18 protein-coding genes are annotated in these 22533 nt (G+C 47.7%); 10 read left to right on the top strand and 8 right to left on the bottom strand.

Annotated features, from left to right (window positions below):
• Nucleotides 1–7: 7 nt before the first annotated feature.
• The 3 genes from JAO78_RS13870 to JAO78_RS13860 all read left to right on the top strand — a co-directional run bounded on the left by JAO78_RS13870 (nucleotide 8) and on the right by JAO78_RS13860 (nucleotide 3669).
• Nucleotides 8–598, top strand: coding sequence for a carboxymuconolactone decarboxylase family protein (locus tag JAO78_RS13870; RefSeq protein ID WP_226751964.1), 591 nt, complete (start codon nucleotides 8–10; stop codon nucleotides 596–598).
• Nucleotides 599–817: 219 nt separating this feature from the next.
• On the top strand, nucleotides 818–1990 hold the full coding sequence (locus tag JAO78_RS13865) for a GGDEF domain-containing protein (protein WP_226751963.1): 1173 nt from the start codon (nucleotides 818–820) through the stop codon (nucleotides 1988–1990).
• Between the two features lie 128 nt (nucleotides 1991–2118).
• Nucleotides 2119–3669, top strand: a complete 1551-nt coding sequence (locus JAO78_RS13860; RefSeq protein WP_226751962.1) for a cation:proton antiporter domain-containing protein — start codon at nucleotides 2119–2121, stop codon at nucleotides 3667–3669.
• A 60-nt stretch (nucleotides 3670–3729) separates the two neighbouring features.
• On the opposite strand, the gene lpdA is transcribed toward JAO78_RS13860, so the two are convergent.
• From lpdA to ampD, 6 genes are all read right to left on the bottom strand, one after another.
• Complete coding sequence (gene lpdA, locus JAO78_RS13855) at nucleotides 3730–5142, bottom strand: dihydrolipoyl dehydrogenase (protein WP_226751961.1); 1413 nt, start codon at nucleotides 5140–5142, stop codon at nucleotides 3730–3732.
• 185 nt (nucleotides 5143–5327) lie between these two features.
• Entirely contained in the window at nucleotides 5328–7241 is a 1914-nt protein-coding gene (gene aceF / locus JAO78_RS13850) for a pyruvate dehydrogenase complex dihydrolipoyllysine-residue acetyltransferase (RefSeq protein WP_226751960.1), read from the bottom strand.
• 11 nt (nucleotides 7242–7252) lie between these two features.
• Nucleotides 7253–9919: a pyruvate dehydrogenase (acetyl-transferring), homodimeric type gene (gene aceE, locus JAO78_RS13845; protein ID WP_226751959.1), complete on the bottom strand. Its 2667-nt coding sequence runs from the start codon at nucleotides 9917–9919 to the stop codon at nucleotides 7253–7255.
• Between the two features lie 46 nt (nucleotides 9920–9965).
• Nucleotides 9966–10724 carry a pyruvate dehydrogenase complex transcriptional repressor PdhR gene (gene pdhR, locus JAO78_RS13840; protein ID WP_226751958.1) on the bottom strand — a complete coding sequence of 253 codons (759 nt, stop codon included), beginning with the start codon at nucleotides 10722–10724 and terminating at the stop codon, nucleotides 9966–9968.
• A gap of 328 nt (nucleotides 10725–11052) precedes the next feature.
• The gene (ampE, locus tag JAO78_RS13835; RefSeq protein ID WP_226751957.1) at nucleotides 11053–11979 is read right to left on the bottom strand and encodes a regulatory signaling modulator protein AmpE; all 927 of its coding nucleotides are present in this window, start codon (nucleotides 11977–11979) and stop codon (nucleotides 11053–11055) included.
• Nucleotides 11976–12542: a 1,6-anhydro-N-acetylmuramyl-L-alanine amidase AmpD gene (gene ampD, locus JAO78_RS13830; protein WP_226751956.1), complete on the bottom strand. Its 567-nt coding sequence runs from the start codon at nucleotides 12540–12542 to the stop codon at nucleotides 11976–11978. The genes ampE and ampD overlap by 4 nt, the downstream gene beginning before the upstream one ends.
• Before the next feature lie 69 nt (nucleotides 12543–12611).
• On the opposite strand from ampD, the gene JAO78_RS13825 reads away from it, so the two are divergent.
• The 3 genes from JAO78_RS13825 to JAO78_RS13815 all read left to right on the top strand — a co-directional run bounded on the left by JAO78_RS13825 (nucleotide 12612) and on the right by JAO78_RS13815 (nucleotide 14740).
• Nucleotides 12612–13130, top strand: coding sequence for a retropepsin-like aspartic protease family protein (locus tag JAO78_RS13825; protein ID WP_226751955.1), 519 nt, complete (start codon nucleotides 12612–12614; stop codon nucleotides 13128–13130).
• Between the two features lie 3 nt (nucleotides 13131–13133).
• Entirely contained in the window at nucleotides 13134–14015 is an 882-nt protein-coding gene (gene nadC, locus JAO78_RS13820; RefSeq protein WP_226751954.1) for a carboxylating nicotinate-nucleotide diphosphorylase, read from the top strand.
• Nucleotides 14016–14083: 68 nt separating this feature from the next.
• Nucleotides 14084–14740 (top strand): DUF1294 domain-containing protein, encoded by a 657-nt coding sequence (locus tag JAO78_RS13815; RefSeq protein WP_226751953.1) that lies wholly within the window; start codon nucleotides 14084–14086, stop codon nucleotides 14738–14740.
• Here the strand turns inward: JAO78_RS13815 and JAO78_RS13810 are convergent.
• Nucleotides 14730–15920 carry an acyltransferase family protein gene (locus JAO78_RS13810; protein WP_226751952.1) on the bottom strand — a complete coding sequence of 397 codons (1191 nt, stop codon included), beginning with the start codon at nucleotides 15918–15920 and terminating at the stop codon, nucleotides 14730–14732. The genes JAO78_RS13815 and JAO78_RS13810 overlap by 11 nt on opposite strands.
• A gap of 2 nt (nucleotides 15921–15922) precedes the next feature.
• Nucleotides 15923–17734: a glycoside hydrolase family 3 protein gene (locus JAO78_RS13805; RefSeq protein WP_226751951.1), complete on the bottom strand. Its 1812-nt coding sequence runs from the start codon at nucleotides 17732–17734 to the stop codon at nucleotides 15923–15925.
• A 265-nt stretch (nucleotides 17735–17999) separates the two neighbouring features.
• Between JAO78_RS13805 and JAO78_RS13800 the strand changes: the two genes are divergently transcribed.
• The 4 genes from JAO78_RS13800 to JAO78_RS13785 are packed head-to-tail and all read left to right on the top strand — an operon-like array spanning nucleotide 18000 to nucleotide 22528.
• A complete protein-coding gene (locus tag JAO78_RS13800; RefSeq protein ID WP_226751950.1) occupies nucleotides 18000–19571 on the top strand; it encodes a sodium:solute symporter in 1572 nt (523 codons plus the stop codon).
• A complete protein-coding gene (locus JAO78_RS13795; RefSeq protein ID WP_226751949.1) occupies nucleotides 19571–20428 on the top strand; it encodes a glucosamine kinase nucleotide-binding domain-containing protein in 858 nt (285 codons plus the stop codon). The genes JAO78_RS13800 and JAO78_RS13795 overlap by 1 nt, the downstream gene beginning before the upstream one ends.
• Nucleotides 20429–20441: 13 nt before the next feature.
• Complete coding sequence (murQ, locus tag JAO78_RS13790; protein WP_226751948.1) at nucleotides 20442–21362, top strand: N-acetylmuramic acid 6-phosphate etherase; 921 nt, start codon at nucleotides 20442–20444, stop codon at nucleotides 21360–21362.
• Nucleotides 21359–22528: an exo-beta-N-acetylmuramidase NamZ family protein gene (locus JAO78_RS13785; RefSeq protein ID WP_226751947.1), complete on the top strand. Its 1170-nt coding sequence runs from the start codon at nucleotides 21359–21361 to the stop codon at nucleotides 22526–22528. Before murQ ends, JAO78_RS13785 begins: the two co-directional genes overlap by 4 nt.
• The last annotated feature ends 5 nt before the right edge of the window (nucleotides 22529–22533 follow it).

Genomic DNA, 22533 nt, shown 5'->3' with positions numbered 1-22533 from the left:
TGTCCCTATGGCTTTTATCCCCCCTCTACCCGCCGATGCTAACCCCGACGTTGCTGAGTTAGCCGCGTTTTTTAATGAAACACTGGGTTTTTGCCCTAACTCGGTGCTGACCATGAGCCACCGCCCCGCCATTGCTAAAGCGTTTATCCAATTAAATATGGCAGTCATGGCGAATCAAGGCCGAGTAACTTCTGCCCTGAAGCGCTTAATTGCTTATGTATCGAGTAACGCTACCGGTTGTCGTTATTGCCAGGCCCATACCATTCGTGCCGCAGAGCGCTATGGTGCCGCTGAAGAACAACTTGAAAATATCTGGGCATTTCGCAGCCATCCGGCGTTTTCAGCGGCTGAGCGTGCCGCTCTTGAGTTATCACTCGCTGCCTCGCAAGTGCCTAACGCGGTTGATGAGGCTATCCAAACTGAAATGAAAAAACATTGGGATGACGGCGAAATTGTGGAAATGATGGGCGTTATTGCATTGTTTGGTTATCTCAATCGCTGGAATGACTCCATGGCAACCACTCTAGAAGAAGGTGCGATTACCTCTGCTACAGCCTTACTCGCCTGCGATAATTGGACAGTAGGCAAACATCAATAATCGAACAGCGACAGCAGCAATTAAAGCAAGGCTCGACGTTATGCTGCTGCCGTAATGAACTTTCCTAACAAAGATAAAGCTGATAACCCATAGCGATGATTGTTGAGTCATCGCCGCTGTCACTTACCCTAATGGCTTCTACCGTCTGAATTGTTTGCCATACTCATTACCCAATACTGTGTTACATTAAATGTTGGATTAGCCGCAGGAGCAGCAAGTATGGACATCCTGACCCTGAATTACGTCAATCTGTTTTTAGGGATCGCCGCCAGCTTCCTGCTTATTCTGTTATACAAACAAAATAAGCAGCTGTTTTTACTGTATTGGTTTTTTGCGAGCAGCTGTTTATGGATAAACTCAACAATTGGTATTTTCAGCCGTTCCGGTTTTGATCTCCCCTATTGGCTCAACCCGGCTATACCCAACACCTGTTACATGGGTATCTATTTATTTTTGTTGGCCGGGCTTTACGAACAAACACAACGCAAATTTAAGGTTGGCTGGTTACTCGCTATTGTCATTTTAACCTATGCCATCAACCTAACCGAATTGGCACAAGCCTCTTCGGCCAATCGTTTATTGCTCAATTTGCCCATTAGTATTGTGTTAAACGTTATGGCGCTGCGATTATTAATTCGCCAGAAAAACCGTGAGCTGCGCGCTGTATATATCTGTTTTAGTATGGCTTTTCTTTTTAATATTATTCAGCTTTGCAGCCGTTACATTCTGTTTTCACTCGATTTATCAGGCATATTTACGCAACATTCCAGCCAAATAATGATTGGGCTTGGCTATTTTGCTATCACCGCTTTTAGCCTGCTAACCTTTGGTAGTTGCCTGTATTTAGTCTATCGACAGCAGCATATCGCTTTGCAGCACATTGCTGATCGTGATGCCTTGACTGGTGTGTTTAACCGTTGGCTGCTGAACGAAAAATTACAAACCGAACTACAACGTAGCCAACGTCTGAAGCAATGTTGTAGTCTCGTTATGTTAGACATTGATCATTTTAAACAGGTCAATGATCTCTATGGCCATGTTGCCGGTGATAGGGTGATTGCACATATCGCTTATGTCGCACAATCGGAACTGCGTGGTTATGACTCCATTTTTCGCTATGGCGGCGAAGAGTTTTTAATCTGTTTACCAAATACCGATAGTCAGGCCGCGCTGCACATTGCTGAGCGCATCAGAATACAAGTGGAGCAAAGCTGCGCCATTGACTGCCCGCAAGCCAAAGCCACTGTTAGTGTTGGTGTTAGCACTTATACTGATGGCGAGCCAGACTGGCAACATCTCATCACCCAAGCAGATAACGCGCTGTATCAAGCGAAAAAGCAAGGCCGTAACCAAACCCAACACTATCAACATCTTGTTACTCAAGACCTATAATGTTGAGATTCACCGTGTTGACGTTAGCAACTGCCCGACAAAAGTCTAATCTGCGGGCTAATCATTTTAATCTTTGAATAATTTAAGATATTCTTAATGTTAACCGCAGTAATAAAACAGGAATAAGCATGCTTGAGGCAATTTGGATAGGATTTGCTTTTTCGCTTGGCCTTGTAGTTCGGGCTATTGGTTTGCCTCCTTTAATAGGGTACTTAATCGCAGGTTTCGCTATCTCCGCTACGGCTACCAATATCAGTATGCCGCCAGAAGGCCCTTCAATTATTCATCATATTGCCCATCTGGGCGTATTACTGCTGTTATTTACGGTGGGTTTAAAGCTTAATGTCCGCAGTTTAAGCAAACCTGAAGTACTCGGTGGCAGCACCTTACACTTTGCGTTATCTATTGTACTCATCCTGCCAGCAACGCTGTTTATCTTTGACGTGACCTGGTATCAAGCACTGATGCTGGCAGTGGCTTTAGCCTTTTCTAGCACCGTACTTGCCGCTAAAGTGTTAGAAAGTAAACGTGAACTACGTGCTTTTCATGGTCGCGTGGCTATCGGTATCTTAATTGTGCAAGACTTACTGGCCCTGTTAGTGATGAGCTTAGCCAGTGGCACTACACCCTCACCTTGGGCACTGTTAGTCTTTGGTTTACCGTTATTGCGTCCAATATTCTATAAACTGCTAGACGCCAGTGGCCATGAAGACTTACTGATTTTATTTGGCTTACTTTTAGCTTTAGTGATTGGTGGCCAAGGTTTTGAATTGGTCGGATTAAGCTCTGAGCTTGGTGCGCTGGTATTTGGTGCCATGTTAGCCAAACATCCTCGAGCCGGCGAACTGTCAAAGTCACTGTGGAGTATTAAAGAATTTTTCCTTGTTGGCTTTTTTTTACAAATAGGCATTGATGGCTTACCAGACGCAAATGCTTGGTTATTTGCCGGGGTCATGACCTTACTGTTACCGCTGAAAGCTATTCTGTTCTTCTTACTGCTAGTGATGTTTAAATTAAGAGCGCGCAGTGCTTTTTTAACCAGTATCAGCCTAACTAACTACAGTGAATTCGGCCTAATTGTCGCCAGTGTAGTGTTACCTGAATGGCTGATCCCACTGGCCCTTACAGTGGCATTATCTTTTGTTATTTCTGCGCCACTGAATCGTATTGCGCACCCGTTGTATGACAAACTATGTCATCGATTACTTAAATTTGAACGTAACAGCCACCACCCCGATGAGCAACCGGTGTCGCTTGGCGATGCAGAGGTACTGATTATGGGCATGGGCCGTACTGGCACCTCGGCCTATAGCTATTTAATTAATTCACACAAAATTATTGCCATGGATTCCGACCCCGCCAAAGTGGCGGCACATCAGGAAAAAGGCATCCATATTTTTTATGCTGATGCTGAAGATCAAGTGTTCTGGCAGGGCTTAGATTTTGGCCAAGTCAAAGCGGTGATCCTTAGTATGAACGACGTTGAGGCCAAATCTATCGCTGCGAAAAAACTCCGTGACTTTGGTTTTAGCGGTTTTATTGTTTCACACAGTATGCACGATGATGAAGCCAAAGACATTATCAGCGCGGGTGCCGATCAAACCTACTTAACCATGTCTGAAGCCGGTGTAGGCATTGCAGAACACGTGAAGCAGCATTGTTTTGTTGCTAAAGCTTAAATACTTAGGCATCAGACACAAAAAAGGCGCCGAACGGCGCCTTTTTTAGTGAAGAAACAATTACTTCTTCTTCGCTTTCGGGTTGGGTAAGTCGGTGATTGAACCTTCGTAGATCTCTGCCGCTAAACCGATAGACTCATTCAACGTTGGGTGAGCATGAATAGTTAACGCGATATCTTCCGCATCAGCACCCATTTCAACCGCTAAACAAATCTCACCTAACATTTCACCGGCATTGATACCGACAATAGCGCCACCGAGGATACGGTGCGTTTCTTTGTCGAAAATCAGCTTAGTGAAGCCTTCAGTGCGTGCTGAGGCAATCGCCCGGCCAGAAGCGGCCCAAGGGAAGGTCGCCGTTTCTACTTTTAAGCCTTGCTCTTTCGCTTCTTTCTCAGTGACACCTGTCCAGGCCATTTCTGGGTCGGTGTAGGCTACTGATGGGATGCAGCGTGGATCAAAGAAGTGTTTTAAACCAGAAATGACTTCAGCCGCTACGTGACCTTCATGTACCGCTTTGTGCGCTAGCATCGGCTGACCAATGACATCACCGATAGCATAAATATGGCCAACGTTAGTACGCAGTTGCTTATCAACATTAATAAAGCCACGCTCGTCAACATTAACACCGGCTTTTGCCGCATCAACTAAATTACCGTTAGGCTTACGACCTACCGCGACTAAGATTTTGTCGTAACGTACTGGGTCTTTCGGTGCGTTTTTACCTTCGAACGTGACATACAAGCCATCATCTTTGGCTTCAACCGCAGTCACCTTGGTCGACAACATGATATTGAAGTTTTTGCTGTTGTACTTGGTGTACGCTTTAACGATATCGGCATCTGCTGCAGGCACTAACTGATCAGCAAACTCAACCACAGACACTTTAGAACCTAGCGCACGGTAAACAGTACCCATTTCTAAACCGATGATACCGCCACCTAATACCAGCATTTCACCAGGAATATCTTTTAATTCCAGTGCGCCAGTAGAGTCGATTACACGGTCGTCATTTTTTGGAATAAAGGGTAATGCCACTGGCTCTGAACCGGCAGCAATAATCGCCTGTTCAAATGTAATGGTGGTGTCGCCAACTTGTAAGGTATTTGCGCCCGTGAACTTACCGTAGCCGTTCACTACTTTTACTTTACGCATTTTTGCCATGCCACCTAAGCCATTGGTCAATTGACCAATCACTTTGTCTTTCCACGCACGGATTTTATCTAAATCGATTTCTGGTGCCCCAAAGGTCACACCATGAGATGCCATATCACGTGCATCATCAATCACTTTTGCAACGTGTAACAGCGCTTTAGACGGAATACAGCCAACATTTAAACACACGCCACCTAAGGTGCTGCGTGCTTCAACTAACGTCACTTCTAAGCCTAAATCTGCCGCACGGAAGGCCGCAGAGTAACCGCCAGGGCCAGCGCCCAGCACTACCACTTGGGTTTTAATTTCGTTGCTCATCATTTTACCTTTTATCATCGGGTCGGTTTTCTGACAGCGCGGTGTAGGGCACGGCTATCAGGCGAAAAAAGTGGCTGAATTTTAACATTCGTGCCGCATAATGTCGCGTTACTTTTGGCTAAAGCGGCAATTTTAGCCGCCTAAACCGCGACAACAGCGTGTTTCAACGCTGCTGCCGCACGCTATTACATGATTATCTGACGAATATCAGCCAGATAACCCGCCAAAGTGGCCGTAAAACGCGCCGCTAACGCGCCATCAATCACACGATGGTCGTAAGAAACGGATAAAGGCAACATTAGCTTCGGTTCGAACTCTTTGCCGTTCCATTTCGGTTTAATCTCAGATTTTGAGACACCTAAAATGGCCACTTCCGGTGCATTAACAATAGGCGTAAACGCCGTACCACCAATGCCACCTAAGCTAGAGATAGTAAAGCACCCCCCTTGCATATCGCTTGAGGTTAACTTGCCTTCACGTGCTTTCACCGAAATCTCTTGCAGCTCACGCGACAGCTCAATCACGCCCTTCTTGTTCACATCACGCACGACCGGCACCACCAAACCATTGGGTGTATCAACGGCAATACCTAAGTGAATGTATTTCTTCATGATTAAGCTAGCGCCATCTTCAGACAGCGAGCTGCAGAAGGTGGGGAATTCTTCCAGAGCTTTCGCTACGGCTTTCATGATGAAGACTAACGGCGTGTATTTAACCCCCATTTTCTTCTTATCAGCCAGCGCATTTTGCTCTTTACGGAATTCTTCTAAGCCGGTGATATCCGCTTCATCAAACTGTGTAACATGCGGAATGCGTACCCAGTTACGATGCAAGTTAGCACCTGACAATTTCTGAATACGTGATAGCGGCTTCGCTTCCACTTCACCAAATTTGGCAAAATCGACCTTTGGCCAAGCCAATAAATCGAACCCCATATTATTGCCGCCAGTGGCTGTACCGCTTCTCGCTGCGCTACCGCTTTCCGCTTGTTTCACCAGTTGCTTAACGTAGTTCTGCACATCTTCTTTAACGATGCGGCCTTTACGGGCAGAACCTTTCACCTTGGCTAAGTTAATGCCAAATTCGCGAGCTAAACGGCGGATCACCGGTGAAGCATGGGCATAGGCACTGTTTTCTACAAAGCCATCGTTGCTCGCTGCAGGTGTACTAGCCGCAGCTGAGGCTGAACTGGCAGGAGCCGGAGCGGGTGTAGCCGCTTTTTCAGCCGCAGGTGCACTGGCTGCAGGCGCTTTACCGGCCACTTCAAATACCATCACCAAACTACCGGTTTTCACTTTGCTACCGGCTTGAACTTTGATTTCTTTTACCACACCGGCAAACGGGGCGGGCACTTCCATCGCCGCTTTATCGCCTTCAACGTTAAGAATAGATTGATCCGCTTTTACGCTATCACCTACTTTCACCATCACATCGGTAACTTCAACTTCATCACCGCCGATATCCGGCACTTGCACGTCTTTTAACTCATTGGCAGCGGGTACTGCAGCAGGCTCGGCCTTGGCTGGCGCTGCCGTTTCAGCTTTCTCGGTACTTACACCGCTAGCTGCCACTTCAAACACCATAATCAGGCTTCCGGTTTTCACTTTAGCGCCAGTTTGCACCTTGATTTCTTTAACCACACCGGCAAAAGGAGCGGGCACTTCCATCGCCGCTTTATCGCCTTCAACGTTAAGCAGTGATTGATCCGCTTTTACGCTGTCGCCTACTTTCACCATCACTTCGGTAACTTCAACTTCATCACCGCCGATATCTGGCACTTGTACTTCTTTTAATTCGCTAGTGGCAGCGGTTTCTTTTGCTGCTGCGGGTGCCGGCGCTGATTCCGCTTTGGCTGATGCTGCGGCAGCCGCACTCGCAAAGCGCATAATCAGACTACCGGTTTTCACCTTGTCGCCTACTTTTACTAAAATCTCTGCGACTTCACCTGCTTGCTCAGCAGGCACTTCCATAGAAGCTTTGTCACCTTCCACGCTAAGTAGCGATTGGTCGGCAGCGACGTTATCGCCCACCTTCACCAGGATCTCGGTAACTTCAACTTCATCTGCACCGATATCCGGTACCTGAATTTCAATCGTCATGACAAATCCTCTTATGCGTACAGCGGGTTGGTTTTGTCGGCGTCGATGCCAAATTTCTTAATGGCCTCAGCCACTACCGCTTTTTTCAACTCGCCTTGCTTCGCCAATTCATTTAACGCGGCAACCACGATATAACCGGCATTCACTTCGAAGTGACGACGCAGGTTTTCACGGCTATCCGAGCGACCAAAACCATCAGTACCCAACACTTTATAAGCATTAGCAGGTACAAAAGCTCGGATCTGGTCAGCATAGTTTTTCATGTAATCCGTGGCAGCAATGGCCGGTGCTTTATTCATTACTGTGGCGACATAGGGCACTTTTTCTGCCGCATCAGGATGCAGCATGTTAAAGCGCTCACAATCTTGGCCATCACGGGCTAGTTCGTTAAACGAGGTGACGGAGTAAACATCTGAGGCGACGTCATAGTCTTTGCTCAGAATATCTGCCGCTTTACGCACTTCATTTAAGATGGTGCCTGAACCTAGCAACTGCACCTTACCGCGACCGCCGTTAAAAGATTCTAACTTGTAGATACCCTTACGAATGCCTTCCTCAGCGCCTTTTGGCATTGCTGGGTGGTGGTAGTTTTCATTCATTACCGTGATGTAGTAATAGATGTTTTCTTGCGCTTCACCGTACATGCGGCGAATACCATCTTGCAGGATCACCGCGACTTCATAGGCATAAGTTGGATCGTAAGAAATACAATTAGGTACTGTGCTAGCCAGAATATGGCTGTGACCATCTTCGTGCTGTAAGCCTTCACCGTTCAAAGTAGTACGACCGGCTGTAGCGCCTAATAAGAAACCCCGTGCTTGCTGATCGCCGGCTAACCACGCCATATCACCGACACGTTGGAAACCAAACATAGAGTAGTAAATATAGAATGGGATCATCGGTAAATCGTTGGTACTATAAGAAGTGGCCGCAGCAACCCATGAAGACATGGCGCCTAGCTCATTAATCCCTTCTTGTAATACCTGACCACCCACGTCTTCTTTGTAATAACTGACAACCGAGCGATCTTCTGGCGTGTAGTTCTGACCACCTGGGTTGTAAATACCAATTTGACGGAATAAGCCTTCCATACCAAAGGTACGGGCTTCATCGGCAATAATAGGTACAATTTGCTGACCAATATTTTTGTCTTTTAACAAAATATTTAGCGCACGCACGTAAGCCATGGTGGTAGACACTTCACGTTTTTGTTCTTCTAACAGGCTGTCAAAAGCAGAAAGCTCAGGCAGTGTCAGTGGTTTGGTGAAGTTGGGTAAACGCACCGGCGTATAACCATGTAAGGCTTTACGACGCGCGTGTAAGTATTCCAACTCAGGCGAGCCTTCTGGCAAGGTGATGTAAGATAACTCGTTCACTTTTTCTTCAGTGATGTAATCTTCTAAACCCAGGCGCTTGCGTAATTGCAGCACGTGCGTCATATCCATCTTTTTCACTTGGTGAGCGATGTTTTTACCTTCAGCGGCATCACCCATACCATAGCCTTTCACCGTCTTCGCTAAGATAACCGTGGGTTTATCGGTACACTCTTGCGCGGCTTTAAAGGCGGCATACAGTTTTGATGGCTCATGACCGCCACGCTTCAGTGCAAAAATTTCTTCATCGGTCATATCGGCCACTAGAGCAGCCGTTTCTGGATAACGTCCGAAGAAATGTTTACGCACATAGGCGCCGTCATTCGCTTTATACGTTTGGTAATCACCGTCAATGGTTTCGTTCATTAACTGTAATAATTTACCGGTGGTATCTTTTGCCAGTAATTTATCCCAGCCACGACCCCAGACCACTTTAATCACGTTCCAACCAGCGCCACGGAATAAACCTTCCAATTCTTGGATGATTTTACCGTTACCCATAACCGGGCCGTCTAAGCGCTGTAAGTTACAGTTCACTAAATAGCATAAGTTGCCTAGCTTCTCACGGGCGGCAAAGCTGATTGCACCGCGTGATTCTGGCTCATCCATTTCACCATCACCTAAGAAGGCATAAACGCGCTGTGCACTGGTATCTTTTAAACCACGGCCGTGCAAATACTTTAAAAAACGGGCTTGGTAAATAGAAGCGATTGGGCCTAAGCCCATTGATACTGTTGGGAATTGCCAGAATTCCGGCATTAATTTCGGGTGTGGGTAGCTGGATAAACCATTGCCATCGACTTCTTGGCGGAAACCATCCAGTTGCTCAGCCGTTAAACGGCCTTCCACAAAGGCGCGCGCATAGATACCCGGTGAAATGTGGCCTTGGTAATACACTAAATCGCCGCCATCTTTTTCATTTGGTGCACGGAAAAAGTGGTTAAAACAGGTTTCGTAAAACGCCGCTGAAGATTGGAACGACGCCATGTGGCCACCGAGTTCCAGATCTTTTTTCGAGCCACGCAGCACGATCATGATGGCATTCCAACGGATAACCGAACGAATACGTCTTTCCAAGTTAACATCGCCAGGGTAAGCCGGTTCCTGCTGTGGTGGGATAGTATTGATATAGTTGGTGGTCACACCGGTAGGCATATCCACACCATCCAACCGAGCTTGCTCTAGCACTTGCTCCAGCAAAAACTGCGCCCGCTCTACCCCTTCGGTACGCACCACTGACTCCAACGCTTCCAGCCACTCTTTGGTTTCTAAAGCGTCGATGTCAACCTTACTGACTTCAGACATATCGAGGTTTCCTATGGTTAATCACGCCCGTGGCGTGCTAAAAAAATTATGCTTGCTGTGAACGGCGCAAAGAACGTTCTATCCGCGAACGTTCTTTGCCGACTTCTAACAAAGCTTCTTCAATAAAGGCTAAGTGACCATTACTGGCCTGACGCGCCAATTCCGGCTCGCCATTTATCACCGCTTGCATTAACCGTTGCCGATGCTCATTAAGCTTTTCGGCAATGCCTTCACTGTGCTGCAAGGCGGCTAAATTTAAACGGACATTTTGCTCAACTAACGGCGTTAAGCCACGAACAAGATGAAGCAATACGACATTATGTGACGCTTCAGCGACTGCTAAATAAAACTGCCCGACCGCCATGGCCTGAGCATCTATATCTTGCTGCTGTTGCGTTCGACAAATATCTTCGTATAAGGTTTTGATTTTTATGTGATCAGCTTCAGTACCTCGTAACGCTGCATAATAAGCACTGATGCCTTCTAGGGCATGCCGAAATTCTAGCAGATCGAATTGTGATTCAGGGTGTCGGCCAATCAGCTCAAACAGCGGATCCGTTAAGCCCACAGCCAAGGTATCTTTGATATAGGTGCCGCCACCTTGACGCCGACTCACTAAACCTTTGGCTTCTAGTTTTTGAATGGCTTCACGTAATGAGGGCCGTGACACATCAAACCGCTCGGCTAACTCACGCTCAGAGGGCAATTTTTGACCTGGCGAAAAGCTGCCTTCAAGCAACAGGTTTTCGAGTTGCTCGACAATGCGATCAGACAATTTTGCCGGCTTAATTTTTAAATCAGTCATTGCGAGTCAAACGTTCTGCTACCTGTTTACGGCAAGCTGCCGCATCATTGTAAATTGGTATTACCAATTTTTCATTATTGTGCGCTAGGCTATCAGTTTCACACCAGTATGTAAATAAAGCAGAGATTACAAGGAATAGCAAAAGCAAAAAAATTTAGAGTTTTAGCTCGATAAAATGTGGCATCAATCGGTACTAAGCTAAATGGTCTGACAAGTTAACGAGCAGCAAGGTAAGGCTTTACGTATAAAAAAAGGCGCCAGTACAATATTGTCAGACTGAACACTGACCCTATCGCGCTGTGCGCCCTGCTTGGCAAATCACTTTTGATTAACTAATCCATCCGCTTAATGTCAAAATAGCAGTAAAAGCTAAAAAGAATAGCATATTGCGCTTTGCGAGCTGCACCATACTACCGGTGTCATCACTGACTTCCTGAGGGACATCAACGATCGGCTCGGCCGCTTTAGCCACATCAGTAATCACTTGCTGATTATCCGCGGTAAAGTCGAGGAAATAGCCTAACAGCGCATTGGAAGCACGCGAAAAATGCCCTACTAGCGCAAAACCTAAACCGAATAAACGCGCAGGGAACCAATCTGCCCAAAACAGTAGATAATATACGGCATCTTTTGGCGTTGCTTCAGCTTTGTTTGCGTTAAAAGAACTGTAGTTGTCGGTGGCCGCGGTTTCGCTTTCATCTAAGGCATCAACCGTCTCAACCTGATCATCACGCTCATCTTTCAGCTGAGGTTGCTCTTGTACATGACGTAATAATGCATAAGTCACGGCACCAAAAGCACCCAGTACTAAAAACCAGAACACAACCGCCGCGTAATAGCGAAAGTTTAACCAGACCAACAGTAAACCATTGCTGTCATCCACTTTGCTGGCACTGTCTTGACGAATTTGCTGCATAGCTAAATAAGCCGCTTCATCATCGCCACGTTCTTGCGCATTCAAAAACTGCTTATACAGTTGCCGATAATGCCAACAGCCAATCGCCACTAACAACACTAGGGTATTCACAATTAAACTGATTAAACGGCTATCCACAAAATGCAAGATCAAAGCAATGACTAACCCAGGTAACAGCAGCCACAGGTAGCGACCTAAGCTATGCTCGGCTAATTTGCTCAATCCTGAGCCTGCAGTCAGTTTTAAATATGCCTGACAGTAAGGTCGGGCTTGCCATGCATCACTGCGTACAGCAAGCCGTTCAATAATTAATGCCAGTAACATACTAATTAAAGTCATGCCTTGTTCTCCTTTAGGGCTTGTTTATAACGCTGCCAATCAAAAGCGGCTCCGGGATCGGTCTTGCGGCCTGGTGCAATATCACAATGGCCAACAATCCGCTCCAGGGTTATCGCTGGATACTGCTGCAGTAAACTCCGTGTTAACCGCAGCAAACTACTATATTGCTGTTCAGTATAGGGTATCTCGTCCGTGCCTTCTAACTCAATACCTATTGAATAGTCATTACATCTTGGCTGACCGGCAAAACTGCTTTGACCGGCATGCCAGCCTCGCATCTCAAAAGGCACGTATTGGAAAATTTGTCCATCGCGCCAAATCACACAATGGGCCGCCACGCGCAGTCCCTGCAAATCAGCAAAACTAGGATGCGCGCGACAATCCAAGGTGCCACTAAATAAGGCATCAACATAACTTTGGCGCGGATCCTGACAAAATTGACCGGCGGGTAAACTAATATTGTGGATCACCAGTAAGTTTATTTCAGTATCATCCGGTCGTGCATCAAAATGACTGCATGGCCGTTGAATTAAATGGGGCATGGGGCTTGCAAAGCGACTCATGGGGAATTTTTGCCTTTTTACGGCTGTCTCAGTAAGCTGTTGGGCTATTGTCAATGCTGGATTACATTTATGCAAGCACCTGAAGTCAGTTCTGCATTTGGTAAATTTTTTACGTTGATCACTTGGCTGCTGCTGGCGGGTGCCTTGTTTTGGTTTTTTCAAGATTATCTGAGTAAGCAACAAAACCCGAACCAACAACTGCAAAGCAGCGTTTCTGCTAATGAAATCACCACGAAATTAGCACGAAACCGTGCAGGGCACTATTTAGGTGTCGCTTTGATCAATGGCAAACCCATCGATTTTTTACTGGATACTGGCGCCACCACGGTAGCGATCTCCGCCAGTGCAGCGGCAGAATTAGGCTTGCCTAAGGGCGCCGAGATGCGCGTCGCCACGGCTAACGGTGTCACTACCGCTTGGCGCAGCGAAATTGCCGAACTAAAACTTGGCCTAATAACCTTACATAATGTGCCAGCCAGCATAGTACCTAATTTAGCCGGCTCAGAGATTTTGTTAGGTATGAGCGCCCTAAAACAGTTAGAATTCCGGCAACAAGGCAATGAACTCACACTGATCCAGCGCATTTAACTTATGAACAGACACGTCGTACCCTTTGCTCACCCGTTATTAGCCAACGAAATTCCGCGTGCGGTCACTACTGCGCTGGCGGAAGACTTAGGTATGCAACCGCTTGCTTTAGGCGATATCACCGCATCGTTGATCCCCCCTCAGCAATATGCAGATGCCACTATTATCACGCGTGAAGATTGTGTGATCTGTGGCACGGCTTTTGTTGATGAGGTATTTAAACAACTTAGTGCCGACGTCAGCGTGCGTTGGCATGTTGCCGATGGCGACCAAGTGGCAGCCAACAGCCTGCTGTGTACTTTAACTGGCCCAGCCAGTGTGTTGCTTACCGGAGAGCGCAGTGCACTTAACTTTTTACAATTGCTCAGCGGCACTGCGACCACCACAGCGTACTACGTTCAGTTTCTAGCAGGCAGCAACACCCGATTACTGGATACCCGTAAAACCCTACCTGGTCTGCGCTTTGCCCAGAAATATGCGGTAAGCTGCGGCGGCGGCTTAAACCATCGTTTTGGTTTGTTCGACGCGTTTTTAATTAAAGAAAATCATATCGCTGCCGCGGGCACGATTAGCAACGCCGTGCAAACAGCCCGTATTAATTTTCCAGGGAAACCGATTGAAGTTGAAGTCGAGAGCCTCACCGAGTTAGCCGAAGCGCTCAGTGCTCAAGCTGATATTATTATGTTAGATAACTTTAGTTTGCCCGATATTCAACAAGCGGTATTGCTGACCGCAGGCCAAGCTAAATTGGAAGTGTCTGGCAATATTACCAGCGAAAACCTTAGCGCCCTTGCGGCCACCGGTGTCGACTTTATTTCCAGTGGTGCTTTAACCAAGCATGTTGCGGCTATTGATTTATCGATGCGTTTACAGAGCCGGAAGTAAACAATGTTGGCCGTTTCTGCTACACTGATCACTATTCAGTCATTTGCTGGGTCAGTGAGGTGTAGTTGATGCAACTGACAGGCAAGGTCGTTTTCTGGCAAGACAAAAAAGGCTTTGGTTTTTTGTTTTGTGAGCAAACGAACCAGAAACTTTTTTTTCATATCCGCGATTTTGCTCAGCCAAAACAACGGCCTGCTGAGGGTGATCTGCTGCGTTTTGACCTGGGTACAGATAAAAAAGGTCGGCCAATTGCGGTTAGCTTAAGCATCGACAGTAGCGCAACAATTGCCCCACCCAAAGAACGTCTTGTTATCCCGAAAAATACCGTTGACTTAGAGTATGCTAAAGATCTGGCGCTGTATTTTCGGGCGGCCTTTTTAATGCTGGTGATTATCAGTTTATTGTTTGGTACCTTGCCGTATATCTTACCGATCCTTTATATCGAGGTCAGTATCTTTACTTATTGGTTATATCAAGCGGATAAAAACGCGGCCATTGCAAGGCAAAGTCAGCGCTTACCTGAAGAAAGCTTACAAATGTTTAGCTTAATTGGCGGCTGGCCAGGGGCATTATTTGCTCAGAAAAAACTCGCTCACAAACGCAGTAAGCCACTGTTTCAACGCGAATTTTGGCTTATCGTATTAGCCAACTGCATTTTATTGCTATGGCTACTGTCAACACCAGGTCAACAACTGTTATCTCGCGTGGCATTTCTTACACTTTAAAGATAAAACCGCGCCGATACAAAGCCAACATGCCCAGATACGCTATCGCTAAAAAGCACAACGCAAAGGCTAACGAACCATTGTAATTACCGAATAACGGCTGAAAAACTTCCCGAAATAAGCTATTGCCCAAAGTCGTCCCCGCCACTGGCAGCATGGATAAGATACGAGCCGCCACCCCCGCTAACATAAAAAATAAAATAGCATTAACGCCAAACACAACTAGCGGTGCACCCCATAAGCGATAACGTTTAATTTCGGTAAGCCAAAGAATCACCGCCAGCAATAACGCGGTGTAACCGGTGCTTAGCAACACAAAAGTGGGGGTCCATAGCATTTTGTTAATGGGTAACAGCGGATGGGCGAGTTCGGCAATCCATACCATCGCCACGCCGGCTAAAGCCAGTAAACGAATTTTAAACGCGAGAGGCTGGTCACTTTGTAAAAGTTGCGCCAGCACCACGCCCAGTAAACAGCTGCTGATGGCCGGTAAAGTGCTTAATAAGCCTTCGGGATCAAACGCAAAGGGGGTAGCGCTTCGAAAAAACACATGCTGCGCGCCGAGTATCTGATGATCCAACCAGGCAGCAAAATTATTGCCAAATTGCCAAAGCCCAACAAATTGTTGCCCTTGCGCGTCCTGATATGGCATGTATTGCATCAAAGCGAGATAAACTACACATAAGCCCACCAGCCAAAGCACTCGTGCTCGGGTGCCGCAATACAGCACAATTAATAAGGTACAAAAGTACACCAAGGCGATGCGTTGTAATACACCAAACCAACGTACCGTTAGAAGTTTTTGCTGCAAATAACTGTAAGCCGGATCACGAAAGTTATAATAAAACAGCACCAAGAATAACCCCAGCAAATACAGTTTTAATGCACGTAGTGCGCCGGCTTTAATGACCTCAAGCTTGGTTTGCGCTACTTTTTGCCGCAAGCTCAGCTGGATCGACATGCCGACCATAATGATAAAAGCCGGAAAGATCAGATCGGTCACTGTCCAGCCATGCCATTCGGCATGGCGTAGCGGCGCATAGATATATTGCCAACTGCCTGGGTTATTCACCAATACCATGGCCATAATGGCCAAGCCGCGTAAGATATCCAGCGCCAACAAACGGCCCGCGGGCTGTTGCGCCAAAATGGCTTGGCAGTGTTGGCGCACACCAAACATGCCTATTGGCCCGCCGTAACCGCAGGCATACTCAGCGGCAACGTGACCGGTAATTGGCCCGTGGCTTGGCGCTGCCCCACCAACACTTCGGCCAGAGCCTGATAAATTGGGCTGACTAAGCTACCATCTTGCTGTTGCCAGTTATGGTAGGCATAAGTCGCGATGGTGCGCTGCACCAAGGGTGCATACAGGCTGATTTCGTAAGGTGAGCGCAAACTGACAAAGGTCTGATCTTTCTTTAACGCGGCACCATATTCCAATAACTGGTAAAAGTAACGCTGCTGCTTTTGATACGCCTCAGCCAAATTGGTATTCGCAGCAAGATCGTCCATACCGCCCATTTCAGCTAAAGATTGCATCGGTGAAATAAAGGCAGCAATGACCTGATCAGCTGCGGCAATCTGTTGCTTGGCCTGATCTAAATTAAGCTGCACTAAACTGATCACCGTGATATCAGCGCTATTCGCGCCAAGTTGCTGCAAATGTTGCTGCAACACTCGGCCCTTACTGGTATCAGGCATTAACAAGACCGTTTTTTTACCCGCAAAGGTTAACGGTAATGCCGTTGACCCTTTTACCACGGTGACGGCAGCTCGGGCTAAGGCCAACTCAGCGGCGCGATGCTCTGGGTTAGCTAAGGTTTTTGTCGCCAACGCGAGACTGGGCTGACTTAGCGCTTTTAGGCTCTGTTTAGCCTTAACAATACGTTGATAAGACGCCTGTAATTCTTGCTTATCTAAATGCCCTTGCGCCACGGCCGCGCTTAATTCATCTAATAAAGCGGCCAGTTGGGGTAACTCCGCTGGGCTTTGTAATTTCACTGGCATCAAGGCAATATCAGCCCCCGCAGCAAAGGTTTCAATCACGGCTTGGGGTACGGTAAAGAAATGACTAATACCAGCCATATCCAAGGCGTCAGTAACAATCAGCCCTTTATAACCCAGCTGTTGGCGCAATACGCCATGCAAAATATTCCGCGACAACGTCGCTGGCTTTAACATGGTTTCGCCATTTTTGCTCACGAACACGCTGTCGTCTAAAGCCGGAAACTGAATATGCGCAGTCATGATCATCGCCGGATCATATTGCTGAATAATCTTCGCAAAGGGGTATAAATCGGTATTGGCAATTTGCTCCGCGCTATGATCAACACGGGGTAACCCCAAGTGGCTGTCAACATGCGTATCGCCATGTCCTGGAAAGTGCTTTAGCGAAACTAACAAGCCCGCTTGCTGCATCGCGCCTGTCATCGCCCCACCCAGCTCTGCCACTTGTTTGGCATCTTCACCAAAAGAACGAACGTTAATCACCGGGTTTAAGGGGTTTACATTCACATCAACCGTGGGCGCAAAGTTAACGTTAATGCCTAAACTTAACAGCTCATGCGCCAGAACCGTACCTACTTGACTAGCAAAGGCGGTGCCATGCACGGGATAAGTGGCACCGATGGCCATATTGCCGCTAAACGAGGTTGATTGTTGGCGGGGTAAACGCGCCACGCGACCGCCTTCTTGGTCGATACCGATAAAAAGCGGTAAATGATGTCCTTGCGCTTGAGCAGCCGCCTGCAACTGCTCGGTTAATTGAATAATCTGCTGTGGTTGTTGCACGTTTTCTGCAAACAAAATAACGCCGCCAATCTGATAGCGTTGAATTAACTCGGCTAAAGCCGCAGGTAATTGCGTCATCGGCGTTCGACATTGCCCCGCCGCTACGGGCGTGTCACAGTAATAACGTAGATCCAACATCAATTTTTGTCCCAACATGTGGGGCACATCTATTGCCGGCTTGCGCGCAGCAGCATTTATATCCATAGCAGTCCAAAACAGTGAAGTTGACAGCATTGCTAGCAATACTTTGCGGTAGCAACCAAGGCGAGCAGTAGCCAATTGGAAATCCTTAGCCTAATTCATTAGGGTTAAACATAAATTATTCATAAAAAATACGCAAACAAGAATATTTTAGTCTATTCACATTCTATAACTTATGCTTTACTGCAGCTAGCAATTGCCAGCAACCCCATCACAGCAATGTGCTGCGGGGTGGGTTTGGCGCATTAATTTCGACAGGCAAAGCGTAATGCAGCTCACCTTATTAGATTGGCTGGTCTTTTGCAGCTACTTTTTGATCCTTGGTTTATTGGCATGGTGGGTCAACCAACAAAAATCGAAGAACAGCAGTGATTACTTCTTAGCGGCTAATTCAATGCCCGCATGGCTGGTGGCAATTTCTGTACTTGCCACGTCGCAATCTGCGGCCACTTTTTTAGGTGGCCCCGATATGGGCTTTCGTGGCAATTTAACCTATTTAGCCAGCTCTTTTGGCGCCATTTTGGCGGCCTGGTTTGTGATTAAATGGCTGATCCCTCGCTATTACCAGCTAAAAGTCACCACCGTGTATGAGTTATTAGAACAGCGCTTTAGCGCCAGCGCGAAAAATCATGCTGGGCAAATGTATTTATTTGGTCGGGTGTTTGCCAGTGGCGCGCGCTTATATATGGCGGCTTTAGCGGTATCAATGCTGCTGTTTAATCATATCAACGCCAGCGGTATTGTGGCCGCAGTCGCGTTATTGGCCGTGATCGGTTTACTTTGTACCATGATGGGCGGTATCCGCTCGGTCATTTATACCGATGCATTACAGTGCTTTGTCTATGTTAGTGCCGCCTTGCTGGTTTTGTTTTATTTATACAGCAGCCTCGATCTTCCCTGGCAACAAGTTGTTGAGGCTTTACGTTATCCGCCAGAGCAAGCCCGTTCGAAATTGTTGTTATTCGATTTCCATCTGGATTTTAGCTCGGCAGGCGTCTTTAATGTTTGGTCAGCGCTTACCGGCTTTGTCTTATTAAATATTGCGGCCTTTGGTTTAGATCAAGATATGACGCAGCGCGTATTGACTTGTAAAACACCAGCGAAAGGCGCGCAAGCGCTGCTCTCTTCAGTGTTATTAGTGATCCCAGTAATGTTGGTGTTTATTGTCATTGGATTTTTATTGTACTTGTTTTATCAACGGCCAGATTTAGCGGCAGGCACACAGGTATTACAAGACAGCTTTCAAGGCGAGAAAATCACCGTCTTTATGTACTATGTGCTAAATGAATTGCCATCTGGCTTACGGGGTTTGGTGGTGGTCGGCGTGATTGCCGCGGCGCTTTCAACCATTACCTCAGGGCTAAACTCCATGGCCTCGGTACTGGTTGCAGATCTCTATCAACCTTGGCGCTTACGCCGCCAACCAACTACCGAAGCTAAACATTTTGTCCGTGCCGGACAATGCGCCATGCTGCTAACGGCTATCGCGTTATCCTTAATGGCCATCTTATGTTTTTACTGGCAACAGTATTCCGATATGCCGCTACTGGCCTTTGCGCTTAGCGTAATGGTGTTTTCTTACAGCGGTTTACTCGGCGTATTTTTTACCGCGTTATTTACTCGGCGCGGTAATCGATATAGTGTGACGGCCGCCTTGTGTGTTGGCTTTGTTACTTGCTTAGTATTGCAACCCTATGTATTAAAGCAGCTTAGTCCAAACTTAGCGGCTTTAGATTTAGGCTTCACCTGGCAGTTATGTATCGCCACGCTTTTGGCCTTTTTAACCTGTTATAGCGGCAGCGCACAGCAAACCACGTCTGCGCATGCCAAGGAGGCTTAATGCGTTACTTGTTAACCTTAGATGGCGGTGGCACCAAAACGGATGGCCTATTGCTGTGTCAACAAAGCGGCCAACGTTGGACGGCTCGCGCTGGTGCTGCCCAGCTGACCAACGATTTTGCAGCAGCTATTCATCATGTGCGTGAGCTTAGCCTGCAGCTTTGCCAACAAGCCAATGCCCGCCCTGCTGACGTCAGTGCTATTTTCGGCTTAGCGGGCGCGGGAAATCCGCAGTTAGCCGAAGCATTTAACCAAGCCCAGCAAATCCCTTTCGCTCACTGGCTGCTGACAACGGATGCGCGTACCTCTTTATATGGTGCGAACTTAGGCCAACCCGTGGTGGTGGTGGCGATTGGTACCGGTTCGGTGGGTATGCGCTTGCAACAGGATGGCACTGAACACCAGGTAGGTGGCTGGGGTTTTGGTATTGGCGATGAAGGCGGTGGCGCTTGGCTTGGTCAACAATTAGTACGACAACTGTTATGGCAATTAGATTGGCAACGGCCACTTAGCCCATTACTGACTGCGGTTAGTCAGCAATGTGGCGCGAATACCGAGCAGTTGCTGCCTTGGTTAAAACAAGCCAATGCAAGCGACTTTGCCAAACTGGCGCCCTTGATCTATCACTATCAGGATGCACTCAGCCAGCAATTACAACAACAGCAAGGTGCTGCCATTTCTACCTTGGCTAAGTGCGCGCTCAACCAGCAAAATTTGCCCTTGGTGTTATTAGGTGGCTTAGCCACGCATTGCCAGCCTTGGCTTTGCGATAACTTACAAGCACAATTACAACCTGCCCGCGGTGATGCATTAGCGGGGGGTTTAGTTCTAGCGGCCAAATTGGCCGCTTCTTCTTAAGACAGGCAAGACCATGCACACAGAACAATTATTAACCCAACTGGCCAACATGAGCACCGAAGCACGTAATAGCGACAGTGCCAATATCGATCAACTCAATAGCTTGCAACTGGTGTCGTTAATCAACCAAGCCGACCAAGGGGTTGCACAGCACATTACCCCCGCTTTACCGCAAATCGCTGCGGCGGTTGATCAGATTGTTAAAGCCTTTACGCACGGGGGTCGTTTAATCTATCTGGGCGCAGGAACCAGTGGTCGCTTGGGGATCTTAGATGCGGTGGAATGCCCTCCCACGTATAGCGTGCCAGATCAGCAAGTGATCGGTTTAATTGCCGGGGGTGATAAAGCGATCTATAAAGCCGTTGAAGGCGCCGAAGATAACCCAGAGCTTGGTGCTGCCGACTTACAACGCATTCAGTTTAGCGCTAAAGACGTGTTAGTCGGCATTGCTGCCAGTGGCCGTACCCCTTATGTGCTAGGTGGGCTGGCCTATGCGCGCTCGCTAGGCGCCAGCACCGTCGCTATTAGTTGTAATGCCCAGGCCCCACTGCTACAAGCTGCCGATATTGCCATCTGCGCTGAAGTTGGGCCAGAAGTGGTCACCGGTTCAACCCGGATGAAAGCCGGCACCGCACAAAAAATGATTTTAAATATGCTCAGCACCGCCGCCATGGTGCGTACCGGCAAGGTTTATCAGAATTTAATGGTCGACCTGCATGCCAGTAACCAAAAATTAGTCGCTCGCGCCATTCGTATAGTGATGCAAGCCACCGACTGCACTGCGCCAGTGGCGGAAAAAGCCTTACAAGACACCCAAATGAACGCCAAGCTGGCTATTTTACATTTACTCAGTGGCCAACCGATTGCCCGTTGCCGTGAGCAATTAACGGCACAACAGGGCTTCGTGCGCCAAGCATTGGAGGCGATGCAATGAAATCCGTCTGGCACCTTGCGCTCACACTTCTCGTTTGGTTTAGCCCGCTAGCTTTGGCCAATAGTGCCGCGCCCGTGCTGCTGACCGGCGCTGAGCAACCGGCTAAATACTTGCCGCTACTAAAAGGTAAACGTGTTGGCTTGTTAGTTAATCAAACCTCGGTAGTGGGTGAACAACATCTGGTTGACTTTTTACTGGCGCAAAACATTCAGGTGGTCGCGATCTTCGCGCCAGAGCATGGTTTTCGAGGGAATCATGACGCTGGTGCCGCTATCGCTAATGGCACAGATAGCCGCACGGGTTTACCGGTTTGGTCAATGTATGGCGCCAGCAAAAAACCCAGCCCCGAGCAAATGCAAGCACTGGATATTATCCTGTTTGATATTCAGGATGTTGGCGTACGTTATTACACCTACATCAGCTCGATGCACTACATGTTAGCGGCAGCAGCCGAATTTTCAAAACCGATGCTGGTGCTGGATCGGCCTAATCCGAATGGCGCCTATGTGGATGGGCCTGTGCTCGACTTAGCTTTTCAGTCATTTGTGGGGATGCACCCCATTCCATTATTACACGGTATGACCGTGGGTGAGTTAGCCCTAATGATTAAAGGCGAGGGTTGGATAGCTCAAGCTGATAAATTAACACTGACCGTGATCCCAGTGGCGAACTATCAACGCCAGCAAGCTTATACCTTACCGATCCCACCAAGCCCCAACCTGCCGAATCAACAAGCGATTAAACTCTATCCATCGCTCGGCTTTTTTGAGGCGACACCGCTCAGTGTTGGCCGTGGCACAGATTTTCCGTTTCAAGTGATTGGTTATGATAAGTTTGCCACTGACGGCTTTGCTTTTACCCCGGTTAGCACACCGGGTGCCGCATTAAAACCGCCCTTAATGGACCAATTGCTACATGGTGAAGATTTACGCCACGTGCCGGCTGGCGGCTTAACGCTGAGTTATTTGATGCGCTGGAATCAGTTATTTGATAGTCATGCGAAAACGCTATTTAGCGCGCCCGATTTTATGGATAAATTAGCCGGCACCGATCAATTGCGTTTGCAAATCGCTGCCGGTTTAAGTGAGGCGCAGATCCGCGCCAGTTGGCAACCACAGCTACAGCTGTTTTTAAAACAGCGTCAAGCCTATTTGCTTTATCCGTAAAGCCC

Source organism: Alishewanella maricola, from assembly GCF_016343785.1.
Taxonomy (GTDB): domain Bacteria; phylum Pseudomonadota; class Gammaproteobacteria; order Enterobacterales; family Alteromonadaceae; genus Alishewanella; species Alishewanella maricola.
This window is presented reverse-complemented; position numbering and strand designations above follow the sequence as displayed.